Origin of the sequence: Streptomyces sp. NPDC048584 (assembly GCF_043199595.1) — a bacterium.
Lineage (GTDB): Bacteria > Actinomycetota > Actinomycetes > Streptomycetales > Streptomycetaceae > Streptomyces > Streptomyces edwardsiae.
The window spans coordinates 137,424-156,293 of the sequence record NZ_JBICWF010000008.1 but is presented as its reverse complement, the minus strand read 5'-3'; the positions used below and the strand labels follow the sequence as shown (position 1 = coordinate 156,293).

The window sequence follows — 18,870 nt, the reverse complement described above, 5'->3', positions numbered from 1 at the left end:
GAAGCTCAGCCCGCCAGATGCCCGGTCTCGTTCCACGACTCGATCGCCGGCTCCCCGTACGCCCACCCCAGCACGGACAGCGACGTCGGATTCAAACGAATCCGCGCCGCGAACGACAGCGGCAGCCCCAACCACCGAGCCCCGATCGCCCGAAGCACATGCCCATGCGCGAAGACCAGCACATCCCGCGAAGCCCCCCGCGCCCAGGCGACCACCTCATCCGCCCGCGCGGTCACCTCCGCGAGCGTCTCCCCCTCCGGCACCCCGTCCCGCCAGATCAGCCACCCCGGACGCACAACCTGTATCTCCGCCGGCGTCAGCCCCTCGTACGCCCCGTAGTCCCACTCCATGAGCGTGTCCCACACGTCCGCCCGCTCACCGAACCCCGCCAGCTCACACGTCTCCCGCGCGCGCACCAGCGGACTGGTCCGCACCTCGACCCCGGCCAGCCCGTCGTACGGCGCCCGCCGCAGCCGCTCGCCGAGCAGCTTGGCCCCCTGCCGGCCCTCGTCGAGGAGCGGCACATCGGTCCTGCCGGTGTGCTTGCCGGACAGTGACCATGCGGTCTGTCCGTGCCGGGCCAGCAGGATGCGCGGTGCCATAGGAGACCTTCCGGGAAAAATCGCAGGCGGAACGCATCCATCATCGCGCACGCTGGTCAGGGGCAACCCGAGGGGCGATCTCCGCGTCTCTCAGGGCCGAGGGCATGTCACGTGGGACGCGTCCACACCGTAGAGTGGCTGGCCGCCGACCGGGGCGCCACAAGAACGAAGAAGGGGGAGCGATCGGATGCCGCACACCGAGACACCAGGCACCGAGGCTGCCCCGGCGACCCGGCTGCGCTGGTGGACGGAGCTGCCGCTCATCGTCCTGGTGTACGCCTGCTACTCGGCCGGCCGGCTCGTCGTCCGCGGGGACGTCTCCGACGCCGTCGACCACGGCCTGGCGATCCTGCGCATAGAGAAGGCGCTGTACCTCAACGCCGAGCACCCGCTGAACCGCCTCTTCACGCGTGAGCCATGGATCGGCATACCCGCCGACTTCTGGTACGCGTCACTGCACTACCTGGTGACCCCGGCGGTCCTCATCTGGCTGTTCCGCTCCCACGCGGTGCGCTACCGGGCCGCGCGGACGTGGCTGATGACGTCGACGTTCATCGGCCTGATCGGTTTCACCCTGCTGCCGACGTGCCCGCCCCGGCTGCTCGACGCGAGTTACGGCTTCGTGGACACGATGGCGCACTACAGCTCGTACGGCTGGTGGGGCGGCGAGGCGAGCGCCCCGCGCGGGCTGGGCGGTATGACGAACCAGTACGCGGCGATGCCGAGCCTCCATGTGGGCTGGGCGCTGTGGTGCGGAGTGATCCTGTGGCGGTACGGCCGTACGCGGCTGACGAAGACGGCCGCCGTGGTCTATCCGCTGGTGACGACGATCGTGGTGATGGGCACCGCGAACCACTACTTCCTCGACGCGGCCGCGGGCGCCGCCGTCATGGGTGCCGGTCTGCTGCTGGCCCCGTTCGTGACGCGGGGCGCGGACCGGCTGAAGGCCCGCTTCCTGCCCGGCGCCACGCCCGTCCCGGCGGACTCCGAGGGCGCTCCTTCCCCGATTGTCAGTGCCGGATGCCAGACTTCCCCGGGTGAGCGATTTCCACGGCAGCGGTACCCCGAGTCGCGGTACGGATCAGGATCCGAACCGGGTGCCTCCCCCTCGGACGCGGGAGAAGGCGCTGCGGCACCGGCTCGCTGAGCTGCGCGGCCCGGAGGTGCAGGCCAAGGCGCTGGACGCGCGCGCCCTGGCCGCCCTCGCCGCCAACCCGGGGTGCAGACGGCGCGCGATCCTCGACGGCGCCGGGGTGAACAAGGCGGTGCTGGCGGACGCACTGGGCTCGCCGTCGGTCTTCGGCCAGTCCCAGTTCGCGTTCGTGCGGGGCAACGCGTTCGAGGCGAAGGTCAAGGCGGACGGCGGTACGGAGCTGCTGCGCCTGGCTCACGAGAAGCTGGACCGCGCGGCCGAACCGCCCGCCGGCGCCCGTGTGCCCGACCTCGCCGCGCAGGGCCCCCAGGGGCGTACGGCCCGTACGGAGCTGGCGCTGCGCGAGGCCACCGAGTCGCCCGGCGTCTGGACGTTGCTCGACCACCCGATGCTCGCGCTGGACGTGGCCGGGTCCCCCGCCTTCCTGGAGCCGGACGCGGTGGTGGTGCACCCGGACGGCAGCTGGACGGTCGTGGAGATCAAGTCGTTCCCGATGCTGGACGGCGCCGCGGACCCGGCGAAAGTCGGCGCGGCGGCCCGCCAGGCGGCGGTGTACGTGCTGGCGCTCGAGCAGGTCGCCACGCGATTCGAGTCCGCCCCGCGCGTACGGCACCGGATCCTGCTGGTGTGCCCGAAGGACTTCTCCAACCTGCCCACCGCGTCCGCCGTGGACGTGCGCAAGCAGCGGGCGGTGACCTCCCGGCAGCTGGACCGGCTGACCAGGATCGAGGAGATCGCCGACACGCTCCCTGAGGGCACGTGCTTCTCTCCGGAGCTGCCCGCCGAACAGCTGGCGGAGGCGGTGGAGTCGGTCCCGGCGGCCTACGCGCCGGAGTGCCTGTCCGCGTGCGAGCTGGCCTTCCACTGCCGAGACCGTTCCCGCGCCGAGGACATGGTGACCCGTCTGGGCCGTCCGGTGCGGGCGGAGCTGGGCGGGCTGACGACGATCGGGGACGTGCTGGCGGCCGCCCGCGGTGAGGCCGGTGACCCCGGCGATCCGGCGGTGGCGGCATTGCGGCGCGCGGCGGCCCTGCGCGCGGAGGCGCTGGCGACGGCCGCCCCGGAGGTGGCCCCTTGTCCCTGATCGCCACCCTCGCCCGCCTCGAGGCCGTCAGCACCGGCCGCGCCCAGCCCGCGGCCACCGTCAGGCACCGGCATCTGTCCGAGCGCCCTCTGGTGTTCGTGCCGCTCATCACCGCCGGTGAGGCGGGCGCCCCGCTCGGCGCGCTGGTGGGCACCGACCGGGACGCGCCCCGCCTGCTGGCCGTACCGCAGCCGCGCGACCGCGACCTGCGGTTCGCGTTCCTGGCCGAGCTGGCCGACGTGGTGCTGCCGTATCTGGACGGTTTCGCGGACCTGGTGGAGGCCGCCGAACGCTCGGAGACCGACCCGGAGACCGGCAAGCGGGTCAAGGTCGAGGTCGAGCTGTGCGCGGACGCGCCCCAGCTGATCGTTCCGTCCCGGGCCGGCATCGACCTCGTACGGCTGCTCGGCCGGTCGACGCGTTTCAGGCGTACGGCGGAGCAGGACCCGGAGGCCCCGTTCCCTGCGCCGCCGCACGTGCCGCTGCTCGGGCGGTGGCTGACGCACTTCGGGGAGCGGTCCCGGGTGCCGGGATCGTCCCTGCTGCTCGCCATGACGGACGTACTGTCGCGGCACTGGGCGACCGGTCAGTCCTCCCTGGAGGACCAGCACCTGGGGGCGCTGCTCGCCTGGATCGACCCGCCCGAGGGCCGTTCGGGCGCGGAGGCCGCGCAGGAGGCGGAGCTCGCGCGGGACGCCGACGGCCAGTTGCTGTGCCCGCCCGCGGGCCCGGCGACCGACCCGGCGTTCGACAACAGGCTGCTCGCTCCGGCGATCGAGCGCTACGACCGCGCGCGTACGGCGTTCGCGGCGGCGGAGGACGGCCTGGAGGCCGACGACCGCCTGGGCGCGCTGACCGGGGCCGAGCGGGAGATCCGCGCGCTGGTGGAGAGCCGTACGAGGCCGACCTGGGACGCGGTGTGGAGGGGCCTCGATCTGCTGGCGGGGCTTCCGGAGGGCGCGCGCGTGGAGGAGCGCTGGACGCGTGACCGCTGGTCGTTCACCGGCCACCGGGACCGTGTGACGGCGGGCGAGCCGCCGCAGCCGCGCCGCGACGACGCGGTCACGGCGGCGAACAAGCTCGCCACGCGCGAGCGGGAGCAGGCCCGCCTCGAGGCCCAGGAGGCGCTCGACGACCCGCTGGCGATGGCGGCCCGGCGGCTGTCCGGGGAGGCGTTCGCGGGCGAGGTGGTCGATGTGGTGATGGCGTACAGCGAGAGCAAGCGTCCGAGCCCGCGCCCGCTGGTCACCGTCCGCACGGACGACCGCCCGCACCTCGGTGAGCGGGTGCGGGCGTACCGCTCGCTGGGCGGGAAACCGCAGGCGGCGGAGTTCGTGGGCTACGAGGACGGCCCGGACGGCGGTCTGCTGGTCCTGCGTGTCATGGACAAGATGGGCCGGGGCAAGGAGCCGGAGGAGGGTTCGGTCCCGGAGAAGGGCGACCGCGTGTGCTTCACGCTGTTCGAGCACGAACCGCGCGGCGGGGCGAAGCTGCCCGACCCGGAGGAGACCCCGTGGACCCATGGCGGCCCGCCCGGTGAGGAGACCGTACCGGAGCCCGCCGACCCGGTGACCGAGGAGGACGTTCTGTGACCGCCCCCGCCCAGCAGGCCGTGTTCGATCCGGGCGCGGAGGCGACCCGCGCCACCGACGCGATCCTCCGCGACACGTTGCGCGGCACCGCGCGAGGTGTCGTCGTGGACTCCCCGCCGGGCGCCGGCAAGTCCACGCTGGTGGTGCGCGCGGCGCTGGAGCTGGCGGAGGCGGGCCGCCCGCTGATGGTGGTGGCGCAGACCAACGCCCAGGTCGACGACCTGGTCCTGCGTCTCGCCGAGAAGAACCCGGACCTGCCGGTGGGCCGCCTCCACAGCAGCGACACGGACCCCTACGACAAGGCCCTCGACGCGCTGGACAACGTCCGCAAGTCGGCGAAGGCGGGCGATCTCACCGGTCTGCCCGTGGTGATCTCCACGGCGGCGAAGTGGGCGCACGTCAAGGGCGTGGAGCCGTGGGAGCACGCGATCGTCGACGAGGCGTACCAGATGCGCTCGGACGCGCTGCTCGCCGTGGCGGGCCTGTTCGAGCGGGCCCTGTTCGTCGGCGACCCGGGCCAGCTGGACCCGTTCTCGATCGTGGGCAGCGAACAGTGGGCGGGCCTGTCGTACGACCCCTCGGCCTCCGCGGTCACGACCCTCCTGGCCCATAACCCCGACCTGCCCCAGCACCGCCTCCCGGTCTCCTGGCGCCTCCCGGCCTCGGCGGCGCCCCTGGTGTCGGACGCGTTCTACCCGTTCACCCCGTTCCGCAGCGGCACGACGCACGATGACCGCGCGCTCTCGTTCTCGGTCCCGTCGGACGGCACGCCCCCGGACCGGGTGATCGACGAGGCGGCGGCGTCGGGCTGGTCCCTCCTGCAGCTCCCCGCCCGCCACACCCCCCGCACGGACCCGGAGGCGATCCACGCGGTCGCCCTGCTGGTCCGCCGCCTCCTGGACCGCGGCGGCGCGGCGACCTCCGAACGCTCCTCTGACCCGACCCCCCTCACGGCGGACCGCATCGCGGTGGGCACAGCCCACAGAGACCAGGCGGCGGCAATCCGTTCAGCCCTCACGGAACTGGCCGTAACAGACGTCACGGTGGACACGGCGAACCGCCTCCAGGGCCGCGAATACGACGTCACGGTCGTCCTCCACCCCCTCTCCGGCCGCCCCGACGCCACGGCCTTCCACCTGGAAACCGGCCGCCTCTGCGTCCTGACCTCCCGCCACCGCCACGCCTGCATCGTGGTCTGCCGAGAGGGAGTAACGGACCTGCTCGACGACTACCCGTCCACGGAACCGGTCCAGCTCGGAACCCTGGTCAAATTCCCGGACGGCTGGGAGGCGAACCACGCGGTACTGGCCCACCTGGCGGAACACCGGGTGGAGTGGCGAACCTGACCAGGACTCACCAGAGGTCTGCAGCATCGCGGCTGTGCCCGGCATATGGATCGGCCTCGAAGCCCGTGCCCGGCAAAGTGACTGGTGGTGGACCGGCTTCCTGACGCTCGTCTGGGCCGGTGCGGCGCCAACCACGGCACTGCCCACGCAGGCCACAAACCGATGGTGGTGGGTTGGCGGCGTCAGGGCCTTCTGGCTGACCGCGTTCTTCCACATCGCCAACCGTGGCTACGGACGGACGCTCCTCACGCCCAGGGGTGTAGCTCCACACCCTCACCGGTCGCAGAAGTATCCGGTGGGACGAGATCGCCCGAATCGAGAAGCGGCGCCACCGAATCAGGAGCGGCGAGTGGTGGGACGTACGCGCTGTCCGCCTCCATGGACGGTCACTTACTGTGGCGGGCGCCCGCACCCACGCAAGGCTGCGCCTCCAACGCCCGGCCATCGACGCCCTGACCAGCGCCCTCGGTCCTGTCAACGACGACCCCCGACAAGCCACCTGCCGCGGTAGACGTCCGCCAACGTTGCCGCTGACGTTGAAAGGGTGGGGTGACTGGGTTACGGGGGCTCCAGCGCCAGTCCGGTCTCGGCGATAAATCCGTCGAGGACCTCAGGCCGACGTTGGATACCGCGTAGGCGGTTCTTCACGAGCGGAGTGAGGTCTTCGATCGCGCGGGGTGCAAGATTGGCCAGGGACTTCTTCACATGGGCCCAGACACCTTCGACGGGATTGAGGTCGGGCGCGTAGGGCGGGAGCTTGACGATGGTGAGCCAGTCGCTGTTGCGGTCGCAGAACTCCCGCAGGGCCTTGGCGTGGTGGGTGCTGGCGTTGTCCCACACCACGATCAGCGGCGCCCCGAGTCGTCGGTACGTATCGGTGAGAAGGGCGGCGAACTCGCGAGCCCTGAAGCCCTTCTCTCGCCCGTACGGCCCCGGTATGTCTGCGTCCGGTAGATCAGACGGGTCTCGCGGCCCGGTCTGAGGCAGATCATCCCGGCCATCAGGACCCGGCCCGAGCCCCTCCCCGTCACCTTGATCACCGGAGTCCGGCCACGCCGGGACCACGTACGGCCCTTCGCAGGCTTCAGGTCCTGCCCGGCCTCGTCCTCGAAGACTATCCACACGCCCAGGAGCTGGGCCGTCCTCTTACCCGCGACCACTGCTCCGCCCGCCACCGCGCGACCGCTTGCTCGTCGCGTTCGACCGCCCGGTGCGCGGGCACCTGCGGCGACCAGCCCAGCCGGTGCAGCAGATACGACACCCCACGCGGGGTGTACCGGTAGCCGAACAGGCTATGGATCAGCTCCGCGACCCTGGCAAGGGTCCACCGCTGATCCTCCATCCAGCCGTGCGCGGCCGGGCCGGCCTCCAACTCGACCTGCAGGCGTTCCGCCTGGCCATCACTGAGCTGACACGGAAAGCCGCCGGCCCCCTTGGACACCAGAGCCGCTCTGCCGCCCTTGCGCCAGGCAGCGTGCCAGGCGTACGCCGACTTCCGCGACACCCGTAACCGGCGGGCCACCTCCGGCGGCCGCACCCCCTGCTCGAACATCTCCGCGGCCCCGAAACGCACCACTTCACGCTTCGCCCGCCCCGCAGCGGTCAGACCGCCGCCATCCGCGTACCTCATGACGAGGATGCAGCACCACCAACGCCCGCTGTCACCCCACCCTTGCAACCTCAGCGTCAGACCACGCTGAAGCCCCGCCAGGTGACACCTGGCGGGGCTTCAGATTTGCACCCGTGGATTCACTCCCGGTGCCGCTGATTGGGCATCATCACCGAGGCGTCACAACGCATCCGAGGTGCCCCCCTCTCTTACGAGAGAGGATCAGAGCGTATCGATTTCGTTCCCGTTTGAGTCAATGATCGCGTAGTCGCCGGGATAGGGGACCCAAACCCCAATCCCATTAGGCCACGAGACAATCTCAAGCGAGGCCACGTTTGAGATTGCGGTCCGGAGAAAGACCGCCTCACCGTCGCTCAGGGAGAAGGTGGTTCCTACCGGCTCGAAGCACACCTCGACGCTTTCCCCTTGCGCCGCCGCAAATTTTAGGTCTACGACCTGCTCTTCCTTGCCCACGTGACTATCTCCAAGCATCGATGATCTCCTGAGTCAGCACCACGCGCGCCGGTGCAGTCTTTCCACCCTTCCCTGCAAGCGCTGCACTCTGGTAGAAGTCCTGCAATTTCTCGGCGTCCCCCCTGCTCGCCAACCCTCTCAATTCAGCCGGAGAGCGTGTTCCTATGAGGTGAGAGGGATCTCCAGAACCCCAGACACGCCCGCCCACTTCTTGCAGGGTGCCACCTTCAAGTTTCGGAACGCCGACCCTGCCGCCCGGATTGGTGAGATCGGTGGCGTTCCCCTTGGAGTCGACCGAGAAGCGAGGATCACAGTTGCTGTTGTGAACGAGGACTGGCGTCTGACCAGCGAGTACATAGTACGTGTGGGAATCCGTGACCGTCAGGTTGTGCACTCTCGCCGGCTGCGACCAGCGGTCAATGTCGGCGATCGCGACCCGCTGTCCCTCCGCGGTACGCAATTCCTGTCCGATGGTGAGTTCGCCCGCGTCGACCCACGAATCGAGACCTGGCACCCAGAACGGGTGGCCATCGGTCGCGGTCACGCCCACTTGCTCACCATCGATCGTGAGAGTGAGCGTCACCAGAGCCTTGGGGCCTTCGCCAAGGATCTCGGCGGTGACCGTCTCGGTCTCGGTTCTCCCCGTTATCGGATCCGTCGCCAGGACCTTGTCGCCAATTTCGACGTCCTCGATGGGCTTCGTTGTGCCATCCGCCATCAGAACTTCGGTGCCGGGGACAAAACTGTTGGGGTTACACGCCTTGACGACCTTCAGCCCCTTGAACACCCGCGCCCAGGGCAGATCCGTCGCCGCCCAGCCGCACGCCGTGAGGCTGTCGCCGCTCAGACAGCTCTTCCAGGCGTCGAAGTCGGGAACCACCAGGGACACGACGATCTTCTCGAACAGGGTCTGCTCGTAGTTGATGATGCCGAGCGCCTCAGCCGCGCCGCAGAACGCGTCGAGACCGGCGTCCATCTGGAAGCACTTGCGTTCCGCCCACGCCTCGAGCTGCTTCTCGCCCTCGTACTGCGGGAACATCGCCGCCAACTCGCGAGCAGTCGGCACACGGATGTTCTCGATGAAGATCCCGCCCTCTTTCTCGGTGACCTTGACCGTCACCGCCGGCGAGCTGGTGGACTGCTTGGACGTCCCGGACCTGCCCACCCGATAGTCGACGTTGCCGTCGTGGTCATAGCAGGTGTATGTCGTGCAGCCCGGCCCGTTGCCTTTACTCGGGGCCCAGACAGAGTCCGGGTTGTTCGCGCTGCATCCGTCGCAGTACAAGCCCGATGGGTCGGAGAAGGTCAGCGGGTTGTTGTTGCTGTAGGTGTAGCCGTTGATCTGCTGCGGGTCGGTCAAGTCCATGATCGGGTCGACCGAGAGGAAGCGGCCCGTGGACGGGTCGTACTCCCGCGCGCCCAGGTGGGTCAGGCCGGTGGAGACGTCCTGCGTGCCGCCGACGAAGCCCTTGGTTCCGGGCCAGTCGGCCGGCTCCTCGCCCCGGGTCCCCCCGAAGGGGCTGGTGCGGCGCTGAGTCAGTTTCTGCGTCGCCGCGTCGATGGCGAGCAGTGCCGTGCCGTGGTGGTCGGCGGTGGTGAAGGAGACGCTACCGTCGTCCTCCTGGACGGCCGTGTGGCCGCCGCCGAGGTCGATGTACCGGGTGCCCTTCGCCGTGGTACTGCCGTTGGCGACGGTGACCTCGGTGGCGCCGAGGTAGAGGGTGGTCTCGGTGGGTGTCCGGGCGATCAGCCGGTTTCCGTCGGCGTCGTGGACGTACTCCGTGACCTTGGAAGAGCCGCCTTCGACGGGCTCGGTGACCTTGGTGAGCCGGCCTTCGGCGTCCCAGTCGAGTTTCTGCGTGGTGCCGTTGCCCAGGGTGCGGGTGTCGGTGTTGCCGGTGGCGTCGTAGGTGTAGGAGTCGCCGGCGGTGACGCCGGGTCCGGTGCGGGTGACCGTCTCCAGGCCGTGCGGGCGGACCGCGGTCGCGCCCGGGGCCGGGTAGTCGTAAGTGCTGGTGACGTTCTTCGTGGTGTCACCAGTGGTGTCGTGCTGGACCTCGGTGCTGCGGTTGCCGGTCTTGTCGTAGCCGTAGGAGGTCCAGTATGGGACCGGGCCGCCCAGTACCGAGGCGTCGGGTGTGCTCGCGCAGGCGGCGGTGGGCTGGGTCCAGGCCTCCGTCATGCGACGCAGGTGGTCATAGGTGAAGCACTGGGTGTCCGTGCCGGAGCGGGAGGTGTCGGAGACGGCCAGGACATTGCCGGCCTCGTCGTAGCGGAAGGTGGAGGCCTGGTCGACGCCCGCGACGTCCTGACGGTCGACCCGGGTGAACGACAGCCGCTGGGTACCGGGTTCGTACTCGTTGGTGCCCCAAGCCTTCTTCCCGCCGCTGTCCGACAGTTCGTACTGCAACGGTTTGCCGGTCAGGCTGTACGACGCCGTGGCCTTGAGGCCTTCGCGGCCGTCCACGGCTATGGGCCGCAGTGTGTCGTCCTCGTACTCGAAGGCCACAGAGGACGCGGCCAGAGAGCCCGCCTTGGGCAAGCCCACTGCGGCAACCAGTCCGGACCCCTTGTACGAGGTGCCCGAGAGGTACGTGCCGGACAGTCCGGTGTTGGCGTCGGACTCCGGGATCGTCACCGAGGTACGCAGTGGCCGGTACAGCCGGTCGTAGGCCACCACCTCGGAGGTGTAGGCCAGACCGCCGTCCGCGTAGCGGGTGGACTGGGCAAGGTGTCCCTTGGCGCCGCTGACCGTGTCATAGGTCCACTTGGCGCGTAGCGGGCCGGTGGTGGAGCCGGAGCGCAGCTCCGTCTTGCGGCCGAGACCGTCGTAGACGTTGACGAGGGTGGTGTCGCGGGCGTCGACCGTGGAAGTGAGCCTGCCCCGCCGAGGAAGGACGCGCCCTGCGGCCGGAGGGGCCATGCGGCCGCGATCGGCCCGACGTCACCCAGTCAGGCTGTACGTCTCGCGGGCTCCGGTTGCTCACCAAGTTCGCACCAGACGTACTTGCCCCGGCTGCCCTCCCTCGTCAGCGGTTGCCATCCCCATACGTCGGCGCAGGCGCGGACCAGGGCCAGTCCCCGGCCGTCCTCCTGGTCGACGGTGAGGGCCAGTGGCTGGGGCGGTTGCGGCGGGAGGGGGTCGGCGTCCCAGGCTCCGATCCGCAGGACACCCGTGCCCGACCAGCGGACGCGCAGGGCGGCCGGCCCCTTGGTGTGGCGTACGGCGTTCGACACCAGTTCCGTGGCCAGGAGTTCGGCCACGTCGACCAGGCGGATCAGACCGTGCATGGTGAGGATCAGGCGGAGGGTGCGGCGGCAGATGGTGACCGCACGGGGGTCGTTGGGGATGGAGAGGCAGTACTCCCACGGGTCGTTTTCGGGCATGCGGATTCCTTCCAGCATCAGAGGGGTCGAGGTAGAGGCCGGTGTCGTTGGCGCGTCCGTCATGACAGGACGGAGCGGTGCACTTCCGGCACATCGCCGACACACACAGTGCGCGTCGCGTCACTCAAAGTAGGACCTAAATTTAGGTCCGCGCAAGCCGCTGTCGTAAAGTTGCCCTCGAAAGAGGCATCCCTTCATGGCAGTTGAGGGCGGGGAAAGAGTCATGGCGCGTCGCCAGCAGCCCACCGCACGACAGATGCGGCTGGGGCTTGAGCTGCGGAAACTTCGCGAGGCCGCAGGACTCAAGGCACGCGAGGCAGCCGCGCTACTCGGAGCCGACTCGGTACAGATGAGTCAGATCGAGTCCGGGATCTCGGGAGTGAGCGAGGCACGCATTCGCCGCCTGGCCGCCCACTACTCCTGCGCGAACGAAAAGTTGATCGCCGCGCTGGTGGGCATGGCGAGCGACCGGACGTCTGGGTGGTGGGAGGAGTACCGAGGAGATCTGCCCACGCAGTTCCTGGATCTCTCCGAGTTGGAGCATCATGCCCGCTACCGGCGGGACGTGGACTTTCTGCATGTCCCGGGTCTTCTGCAGACCGAGGAGTACTCCCGGGCGCTTTTCTCGTATGTGAATCCCGAGTTCCCCGAGGACGAGGTGGAGCGCTGGGTGGAGCACCGGATGCGGCGCAAGGTCATCATCGAGCGTGCCGATCCGGTCACGTACGAAGCCGTGATCCATGAGGGGGCGCTGCGCATTCGGGTCGGAGACCGAGCCGCGGCACGGCGACAACTCGCGCGCGTGCTGGTCATGTCCGAGATCAGCCATATCAGCGTGCGCGTCATCCCTTTCGATGTGGACGGGTTCGGCGGGGCCGGGAGCGTCATGGTGTACGCGGGCTCCGTCGTCCCCGAGCTGGACACCGTGGTTCGTGACGGACCCAACGGTCCGGTGTTCATCGACGCCGAGGCTCAGTTGAACCGCTATCGAACGCTTTTCCGTAGGGTGGAAGCGGTGTCACTCGATCCTGAGCGTTCGCGTGACTTCATCCAAGGGCTGACGAAGGAGCTGTGAGGGCACGATGACCCCGGACATCTGGAAGAAGTCGTCCTACTCCGGCGGTGGGCAGGGGGATGCCTGCGTAGAGGTCGCCCACCGCCACCCCCGCATGGCCATCCGCGACTCCAAGGCCCCGGAGCGGGCCGTGCTCACCTTCCCCGCGCACGCCTTCGCCGCCTTCACCGCCCACCTCGGCACCCTCCAGCCTCTGTGAACCTTCGCATCGAGCTGGACGTCCGGAAACGGAATACGACGGGGTGTACATGGTGCTGGGGAGTACCGGGCGCTACCCCGCCATCGTCTCGGGGGTCCGGCACCGGGAGCCGGAGTTCAAGAGGGGGATCGAGGCGGCCGTGCACGAGGTGGCGCCGGAGGCCGTCGTCGGGCTGCTCTGCGTCGACGTCGACATCGAGCGGGCCCTCGCCGGAGGGCACGCTCTGAATCCCACCGGCGACGCATACCGTCCCGCCCGCTGGGAAGCCATTTTCGCGGTGGGCCCCGGGGCCTCTTGCGGGGGCGCGGGACAATGGACGGTGGCCCGCCCCGCCGGGGAGGGGTGATCGCGACGTATGGAGGAGAAGTCATGGCGGAGCACACGCCGCGCCGGGAGCAGCCGCGGCTACGCCCCGCGCCCCTGCTGTTCGAGCCCGCGGAGGCGGCCTCGGATCCCGAGCACTTCTTCGACCTGGAGTCGGTCGAGGATCCGCGTGAGCTGCTGGAGCGGTCGACGGAGCTGACGCTCGCGTTCCGGGCCGCGGCGGACCGGGCGACGGAGTTCCAGGCGATGGCGGCGGCCCAGCTGGCCGATCCCCGGCGCTTCGACCGGCTGACGCCGGCGGACATCGCCGAGCGTGCCGAGTGGACCGAGGACTACGCGAAGAAGATGGTCGAGTTCGGGCGGGATCTGCTGCGGGGCACGGACGGTGGCGCCGGCGGTCTCGGGGGCGTCGAGTCCGTGTAGCGAGAAGGCAGCGGCAGGGTGGGCACGATACCCCTCCCCGCGCCTTCGCATCGTCGGTTTCGGCAACTCTGCGGAACCGTTCCCTCACAGCAGGTAGATCTTTCGGTATGAGCAGTCCACGGAATGACTCCGACGCCAGTGGCGTCACCCCCGAGGGTGTCTCCTGGCTCGCCTCGGCGGGGACGTATCCGCGCAGCACGCTCTCGCACTGGGCGGAGCGGCCGGACGCCCCGGTCGTACTGCCCTGCGGTGTGGTCTTCGACGTGGTCAGCGCGCCCGCGATCTTCGGGCGGCGGATGCTGGACCGGCTGTGGGAGGACGGCCCGGGATCGGGGCCGGTCGCCGAGTTCCGGGGGCGGATGCTGCTGTTCGCCGCGCCCGGTACGGCGCAGCGGCTCCCCGCGCTCATGGAGTGGGAGGAGTGGGCCGCCGCGCGGGGCACGCGCACCGACGGGGTGCCGCCCCTGCTCTGTCACGGCACCGGCGACGCCGTCACCGTGCCCGCGCCCACTCCCTGCTCCGGGGCCCGCTGGCTCGTCGCGCCCGACGCGCGTCACCCCTGGCTGCCGGGCCCGGAGGTGCTGCTGTGGGCGGCCGTGCGGGCGGCTCGCGCGGCCGTGCGGATATCGATTTTTCCTCCCGCGGACCGTGATGCTAATGTCTACGACGTCAGCAGGCGCCGCTAGCTCAGTTGGTTAGAGCAGCTGACTCTTAATCAGCGGGTCCGGGGTTCGAGTCCCTGGCGGCGCACGACACGACGAAGGCCCCTCGCGGAAGCGAGGGGCCTTCGTCGCATCTATCCGGTGGTGATCCGCACCGTCCAGGCGCCGGACGCCGTACGGTCCTCCACCTCGACCCGTACGGACTCCCCCGGCACGGTGAAGCTCTCGCCGAGGGCGACCGGGGCGTCGGCAAGGGGTGGGTAGACGGAGTCCGCCCAGCAGGCCTCCGTGTGCGGATGGGCGTCCACGACCTCGATGGGGCCGCGCCCGGAGCGGGTACCGCCGCTCACCCGGTACACCAGCACCCCCTGCCGGCAGGCCGCGCGGTCGTTGCCGACCGGGCCCCGGGCCTCGAAGGCCAGCACACTGTCCGGGCCGGTGCGTACGACCGCCAGCTTGGTCCCCCGCCCGAGCCCGAAGCTCGGCGCCCCCGCCGCACCCGTCACCGGGGTCCCCGGGCCCGCCCCCAGCGGCTCCAGCGTCAGCCGTACCGGCCCCGCCTCCTGTACGCACCGCACCTGCCGGGAGTCCAGCCAGCCCAGCTTCCACTTGTGCCAGCCGAAGAGATCCGGTGCGAGCGCGAACTGGCTGCCCATCAGGTCCCAGTCACCCACATGGGTGTCCCAGTCGCCCTTGCCGTCCACGGGCCGGTGGTAGAGGTCGGGCAGATCGAAGACGTGCCCGGTCTCGTGGGCGAGGACCAGGCGGTCCGGGGGGTGGTTCTCGAAGACCGTGACGACCCGGCGGATGTCGGTGCCGTCGGCGCGCAGCGGACGGTCCAGGTTCACGACCTTCGTGGCGTCGGAGTCCACGCCCGGCGCGTCCGGGTCGGCGACGAAGTACACGATGTCGTAGCGCGAGAAGTCGACGTGCGGATCGGCCGCGGCCAGCGCGTCGCGCAGATAGGCGCCGCGGTGCGCGACGGTCCAGTCGCGCTCTATGGCGTACGACGTCGAAGGGCGCGGCATGCGGATCCACTGGCGGAGCGGGTGCGGGCGGAGGGTGAACCTGCCGTAGGAGGCGCGCTGGAAGAAGCGGCTGGTGGCGGGGAAGTGGTCGGCCGTGAGCTCGGCCGGCGTGGTCAGGGGGTGGGAGTCGGGGAAGGAGAGGAACACCATCACCGCGTCCATGCTCCGGGTGGGGCGCGGATAGGCGGTGTTCCAGGTGTCCAGGCCCTCGGAGTGGTGGGCGGTGGTGCGGGTGAGGGCGCAGGGCTTCGGGGAGAAGGGTTCGGCGACGGACGGGACGCTCACCATGGAGGTCGCCGCGAGCGCCGACATCGTGGTGCACATCGCGGCGGTACTGCGCAGCCGGGGACGGACGCCGGCGAGGCCCGGCGTATCGGGGCCTTCCAGCGCGTCGGGGCCGACCGGCGCGCCCCCGTCCGCACCACCCGGTGCCCCCGATGCACCCGATGCCTCCGGTCCACCCGATCGGCTCAGTCGTCCGAGCCTCCGCCGCAGCGTCTCACGGCCGAGTCCTCTCGGGGTGAGCTGACGCGGCACGGGGGACCTCCGGGAGACGGTTCACGGGACACCGCACCCAGACTGTGTTGGTTTGTCGTACTACGCCCTGTTCGGTTGCATCGGACGAGTGAGGAACGTGGCTATCGGAGCGGGACCCTGCGCCATCAACACCGCCCGCACTCACGGAACGTCACAACCGGTCGGAGGCCCGCAGAAGCCGTCCACCCCTGAGCAGAAACGATCGGGCGGAGATGCGGATCCGCACAGAAGACCGGACAGTGACTGGAAGGCCCCGACCCGGGCCTCTATGATCGGCACACTTTCCTGTATTTTTCTGAGACTTTCTGCACGGACAGCCATCTAGTGCACTGCGGGAGCAGCGGTGAGAGGAACGTCCGAAGGGTCGGCACCCGCGACAGAACTCGACCCCCCGACCGTCACGGAGAGTGAGATCAACACCTCTCCCCGTACGGGATCCGGACCTGCGGAGTCCGCCGCTCCACCCACCCCGTCGTCCGCCGCTCCACCCACCCCGTCGTCCGCCGCTCCACCCACCCCGTCGTCCGCCGCTCCACCCACCCCGTCGTACCGTTCCGTCTTCACCGCCGCGCCGCTCGCCATGGCCGTGGTCGACCGTGAGGGTCTGATCACCGGCGCCAACGCGGCCTTCGCCGGGCTGCTGGGCCGCGACCCGCAGTCCCTGCCCGGCGCCGTCGCCGCCGATCTGGTGGACCTCGCCTCCGACGCCCGCACCTGGCACGCGTACCGCGAGCTGCTGCGCGGCAAGCGGGCCCGGCTGCGCCGGACGCGCCGGCTGAAGCACCCGGAGGGGCACGCGCTCTGGGTGCGGGTGACGGTCTCCCCGCTGCCCGCCGACGACGGGGGCGTGCTGCTGTCGGTCGCCGACATCGGCGACCACCGCGAACTCCAGGCACAGCTGCGGCATGTACGGATGCACGACCCGGTGACCCGGCTGCCCAACCGCACCCTGTTCTTCGAGCGGCTGACGGCCGCGCTGGACGCGGACTCGTACGAGGAGAGCGGCACGGGCCGGATCGGGCTGTGCTACCTCGACCTGGACGGGTTCAAGGCCATCAACGACACCCTCGGCCATCGGGTCGGGGACGAGCTGCTGTCCGCCGTGGCCGAGCGGCTCAACCGGTGCGCGAAGGACGCGGCCAGGACCGGTACGCCGCTGGTCGCCCGGCTCGGCGGGGACGAGTTCGCGCTGCTGGTCGAGGACTCCACCGGTACCGAACAGCTCGCCGACCTCGCCGAGTCGCTGCTCGACGCGATCCAGGCCCCCTTCGACCTCTCCGGGCGGCTGTTGTCGGTGTCGGCGTCGATCGGGGTGGTCGAGCGGCATGCCGCCGGGACCACGCCCACCGCCCTGATGCAGGCCGCCGACACCACGCTGTACTGGGCCAAGGCCGACGGCAAGGCCCGCTGGACGCTGTTCGACCCGGAGCGCAACGCCTCACGGGTGACCCGCCAGGCCCTCGCCTCCACGCTCCGTCCCGCCATCGACCGGGGCGAGTTCGCGCTGGAGTACCAGCCGCTGGTGGGCATGGAGGACGACCGGGTGCACGGCGTGGAGGCGCTGATCCGCTGGAACCACCCCCGGTTCGGCACGCTGACGCCGAATCGGTTCATCTCGCTCGCGGAGGAGGACGGCTCGATCGTCCCCCTCGGCCGCTGGGTGCTGCGCACCGCCTGCCGGCAGGCCCGCGACTGGCAGCTGCAGCATCCCGGCGAGCCGCCGATCTTCGTCAGTGTGAACGTGGCCGTCCGGCAGGTGTGGGACTCCGACCTGGTGGCGGACGTCGCCGACACGCTCGAGGAGACGGGCCTGGAGCCGGGGCTGTTGCAGCTGGAGCTGACCGAGTCGGCCGTGATGGGCTCCTCCGGGCGGCCGATCCAGACCCTGAAGGCGCTCAGCGACATGGGCGTACGCATCGCCATCGACGACTTCGGCACCGGCTACTCGAACCTGGCCTACCTCAGTCGGCTCCCGGTGTCGGTGCTCAAGCTGGACGGCTCCTTCGTACGGGGCTTCCAGTACGAGGAGCGGGCCGCCGCCCCGCCGAACCCGGCGGACGAGGTCATCGTCGAGGCGATGGTGCAGCTCGCCCACCGGCTCGGGCTGACCGTCACCGCGGAGTGCGTGGAGACGTCGGCGCAGGCCACCCGGCTGCGCCGGATCGGGTGCGACACCGGTCAGGGCTGGCTGTACTCCCGCCCGGTGTCGCCGGACCGCATCTCCGAGCTGCTGGGCGGCCCCGGGGTTCAGGCGGGCGTGGGCAAACCGTAGGCGTCGGCGATCAGTTCGTAGGAACGCAGGCGTACGTCGCCGCCGTGGGCGTTGGCGGTGAGCATCAACTCGTCGGCGCCGGTGCGCTTCTGCAGCTCGTCGAGACCGCTACGTACCTCGTCGGCGGTGCCGTGGATGACGTTGGCGTTCCAGGTGTCGACGAACTCCCGCTCCATCGGGCTGAATTCGTACGCCTCCGCCTCCTGGGGGGTGGGGACGAGGCCGGGGCGGCCGGTGCGCAGCCGGACCATGTTGAGCGCGGCGGCCAGCACCTGGCGGCGGGCCTCCTTCTCGTCGTCCGTGGCGAGCGCGGAGACGCCGATGAGGGCGTAGGGCGCGTCGAGGACCTCGCTGGGGCGGAAGGTCTCGCGGTAGAGGTCCAGGGCGGGGACGGTGTTCTGCGCCGAGAAGTGGTGGGCGAAGGCGAAGGGCAGGCCGAGCATGCCGGCCAGCCGGGCGCTGAAGCCGGAGGAGCCGAGCAGCCAGACGGGCGGGCGGTGCGGGGACTGCACGCCGCCGGGTGAGGTGGCCTGCACCGGGCCGGGGACGGCGTGGATGCGGGCGTAGGGGTGGCCGTCGGGGAAGTCGTCGTCGAGGAAGCGGGTGAGCTCGGAGAGCTGTTGGGGGAAGTCGTCGGCGCCCTCGTTCAGCCGGTCGCTGCGGCGCAGGGCGGCCGCCGTGGCGCCGTCGGTGCCGGGGGCGCGGCCGAGGCCGAGGTCGATACGGCCGGGGGCCATGGCCTCCAGGGTGCCGAACTGTTCGGCGATCACCAGCGGGGCGTGGTTGGGCAGCATCACCCCGCCGGAGCCGAGGCGGATGCGCTCGGTGTGGGCGGCGAGGTGGGCCAGGATCACGGCGGGCGAGGAGGAGGCGACCCCGGGCATGGAGTGGTGCTCGGCCACCCAGTAGCGGTGGTAGCCGCGGGACTCGGCGAGGCGGGAGATGTCCACGCTGGTCCGCAGGGCGTCGCTCGCGGTCCGGCCCGCGCCGACGGTCACCAGGTCCAGCACGGAGAGCGGGACGGGGGCGGTGCCGAGGGTGGTGCCTCGGATTTCGTCTGCGGGCATGGTGGAGTGCCTCCTGTGGGGTGTGACGGTCGCTGC

General features: G+C 70.6%; 18 protein-coding genes and 1 tRNA gene. 11 read left to right on the top strand and 8 right to left on the bottom strand.

Going from position 1 to position 18,870, the window contains the following annotated elements:
- Nucleotides 1-5: 5 nt before the first annotated feature.
- Entirely contained in the window at nucleotides 6-602 is a 597-nt protein-coding gene (locus tag ACGFR9_RS19435) for a histidine phosphatase family protein (protein WP_393209912.1), read from the bottom strand.
- A 187-nt stretch (nucleotides 603-789) separates the two neighbouring features.
- Between ACGFR9_RS19435 and ACGFR9_RS19430 the strand changes: the two genes are divergently transcribed.
- From ACGFR9_RS19430 to ACGFR9_RS19415, 4 genes are read left to right on the top strand one after another with little or no spacing between them, the layout of a single operon-like run.
- Nucleotides 790-1,749 (top strand): phosphatase PAP2 family protein, encoded by a 960-nt coding sequence (locus tag ACGFR9_RS19430; protein ID WP_393209909.1) that lies wholly within the window; start codon nucleotides 790-792, stop codon nucleotides 1,747-1,749.
- On the top strand, nucleotides 1,700-2,839 hold the full coding sequence (locus ACGFR9_RS19425) for a hypothetical protein (protein WP_393209906.1): 1,140 nt from the start codon (nucleotides 1,700-1,702) through the stop codon (nucleotides 2,837-2,839). Before ACGFR9_RS19430 ends, ACGFR9_RS19425 begins: the two co-directional genes overlap by 50 nt.
- Nucleotides 2,830-4,431 carry a hypothetical protein gene (locus ACGFR9_RS19420; protein ID WP_393209903.1) on the top strand — a complete coding sequence of 534 codons (1,602 nt, stop codon included), beginning with the start codon at nucleotides 2,830-2,832 and terminating at the stop codon, nucleotides 4,429-4,431. Before ACGFR9_RS19425 ends, ACGFR9_RS19420 begins: the two co-directional genes overlap by 10 nt.
- Complete coding sequence (locus ACGFR9_RS19415; RefSeq protein WP_393209900.1) at nucleotides 4,428-5,777, top strand: AAA domain-containing protein; 1,350 nt, start codon at nucleotides 4,428-4,430, stop codon at nucleotides 5,775-5,777. Before ACGFR9_RS19420 ends, ACGFR9_RS19415 begins: the two co-directional genes overlap by 4 nt.
- 558 nt (nucleotides 5,778-6,335) lie before the next feature.
- Here ACGFR9_RS19415 and ACGFR9_RS19410 read toward each other — a convergent pair.
- From ACGFR9_RS19410 to ACGFR9_RS19390, 5 genes are all read right to left on the bottom strand, one after another.
- Nucleotides 6,336-6,842, bottom strand: coding sequence for a transposase (locus ACGFR9_RS19410; RefSeq protein ID WP_393209897.1), 507 nt, complete (start codon nucleotides 6,840-6,842; stop codon nucleotides 6,336-6,338).
- 49 nt (nucleotides 6,843-6,891) lie between these two features.
- Nucleotides 6,892-7,407 (bottom strand): winged helix-turn-helix domain-containing protein, encoded by a 516-nt coding sequence (locus tag ACGFR9_RS19405; RefSeq protein ID WP_393209895.1) that lies wholly within the window; start codon nucleotides 7,405-7,407, stop codon nucleotides 6,892-6,894.
- A 201-nt stretch (nucleotides 7,408-7,608) separates the two neighbouring features.
- Complete coding sequence (locus ACGFR9_RS19400; protein ID WP_393209892.1) at nucleotides 7,609-7,860, bottom strand: hypothetical protein; 252 nt, start codon at nucleotides 7,858-7,860, stop codon at nucleotides 7,609-7,611.
- Between the two features lie 4 nt (nucleotides 7,861-7,864).
- Complete coding sequence (locus ACGFR9_RS19395; RefSeq protein WP_393209889.1) at nucleotides 7,865-10,783, bottom strand: polymorphic toxin-type HINT domain-containing protein; 2,919 nt, start codon at nucleotides 10,781-10,783, stop codon at nucleotides 7,865-7,867.
- Between the two features lie 29 nt (nucleotides 10,784-10,812).
- On the bottom strand, nucleotides 10,813-11,247 hold the full coding sequence (locus ACGFR9_RS19390) for an ATP-binding protein (RefSeq protein ID WP_393209887.1): 435 nt from the start codon (nucleotides 11,245-11,247) through the stop codon (nucleotides 10,813-10,815).
- A gap of 223 nt (nucleotides 11,248-11,470) precedes the next feature.
- Between ACGFR9_RS19390 and ACGFR9_RS19385 the strand changes: the two genes are divergently transcribed.
- The 6 genes from ACGFR9_RS19385 to ACGFR9_RS19360 all read left to right on the top strand — a co-directional run bounded on the left by ACGFR9_RS19385 (nucleotide 11,471) and on the right by ACGFR9_RS19360 (nucleotide 14,018).
- Nucleotides 11,471-12,322, top strand: a complete 852-nt coding sequence (locus tag ACGFR9_RS19385; RefSeq protein WP_393209885.1) for a helix-turn-helix domain-containing protein — start codon at nucleotides 11,471-11,473, stop codon at nucleotides 12,320-12,322.
- 7 nt (nucleotides 12,323-12,329) lie between these two features.
- Nucleotides 12,330-12,521 carry a DUF397 domain-containing protein gene (locus ACGFR9_RS19380; protein ID WP_393209882.1) on the top strand — a complete coding sequence of 64 codons (192 nt, stop codon included), beginning with the start codon at nucleotides 12,330-12,332 and terminating at the stop codon, nucleotides 12,519-12,521.
- Between the two features lie 49 nt (nucleotides 12,522-12,570).
- Nucleotides 12,571-12,867 (top strand): hypothetical protein, encoded by a 297-nt coding sequence (locus ACGFR9_RS19375; RefSeq protein ID WP_393209879.1) that lies wholly within the window; start codon nucleotides 12,571-12,573, stop codon nucleotides 12,865-12,867.
- A gap of 23 nt (nucleotides 12,868-12,890) precedes the next feature.
- Entirely contained in the window at nucleotides 12,891-13,268 is a 378-nt protein-coding gene (locus ACGFR9_RS19370; protein ID WP_393209876.1) for a hypothetical protein, read from the top strand.
- 107 nt (nucleotides 13,269-13,375) lie between these two features.
- Nucleotides 13,376-13,954, top strand: coding sequence for a bifunctional DNA primase/polymerase (locus ACGFR9_RS19365; RefSeq protein ID WP_393209873.1), 579 nt, complete (start codon nucleotides 13,376-13,378; stop codon nucleotides 13,952-13,954).
- Nucleotides 13,945-14,018: transfer RNA gene (locus ACGFR9_RS19360), tRNA-Lys, on the top strand. Before ACGFR9_RS19365 ends, ACGFR9_RS19360 begins: the two co-directional genes overlap by 10 nt.
- Before the next feature lie 46 nt (nucleotides 14,019-14,064).
- Here ACGFR9_RS19360 and ACGFR9_RS19355 read toward each other — a convergent pair.
- Nucleotides 14,065-15,282: a M6 family metalloprotease domain-containing protein gene (locus tag ACGFR9_RS19355; protein WP_393209870.1), complete on the bottom strand. Its 1,218-nt coding sequence runs from the start codon at nucleotides 15,280-15,282 to the stop codon at nucleotides 14,065-14,067.
- A 556-nt stretch (nucleotides 15,283-15,838) separates the two neighbouring features.
- Here ACGFR9_RS19355 and ACGFR9_RS19350 point away from each other — a divergent pair.
- Nucleotides 15,839-17,767 carry a putative bifunctional diguanylate cyclase/phosphodiesterase gene (locus tag ACGFR9_RS19350; RefSeq protein WP_393209867.1) on the top strand — a complete coding sequence of 643 codons (1,929 nt, stop codon included), beginning with the start codon at nucleotides 15,839-15,841 and terminating at the stop codon, nucleotides 17,765-17,767.
- Here the strand turns inward: ACGFR9_RS19350 and ACGFR9_RS19345 are convergent.
- Entirely contained in the window at nucleotides 17,743-18,834 is a 1,092-nt protein-coding gene (locus ACGFR9_RS19345) for an LLM class flavin-dependent oxidoreductase (RefSeq protein WP_393209864.1), read from the bottom strand. The two genes, ACGFR9_RS19350 and ACGFR9_RS19345, sit on opposite strands and share 25 nt — an antisense overlap.
- Nucleotides 18,835-18,870 lie beyond the last annotated feature (36 nt).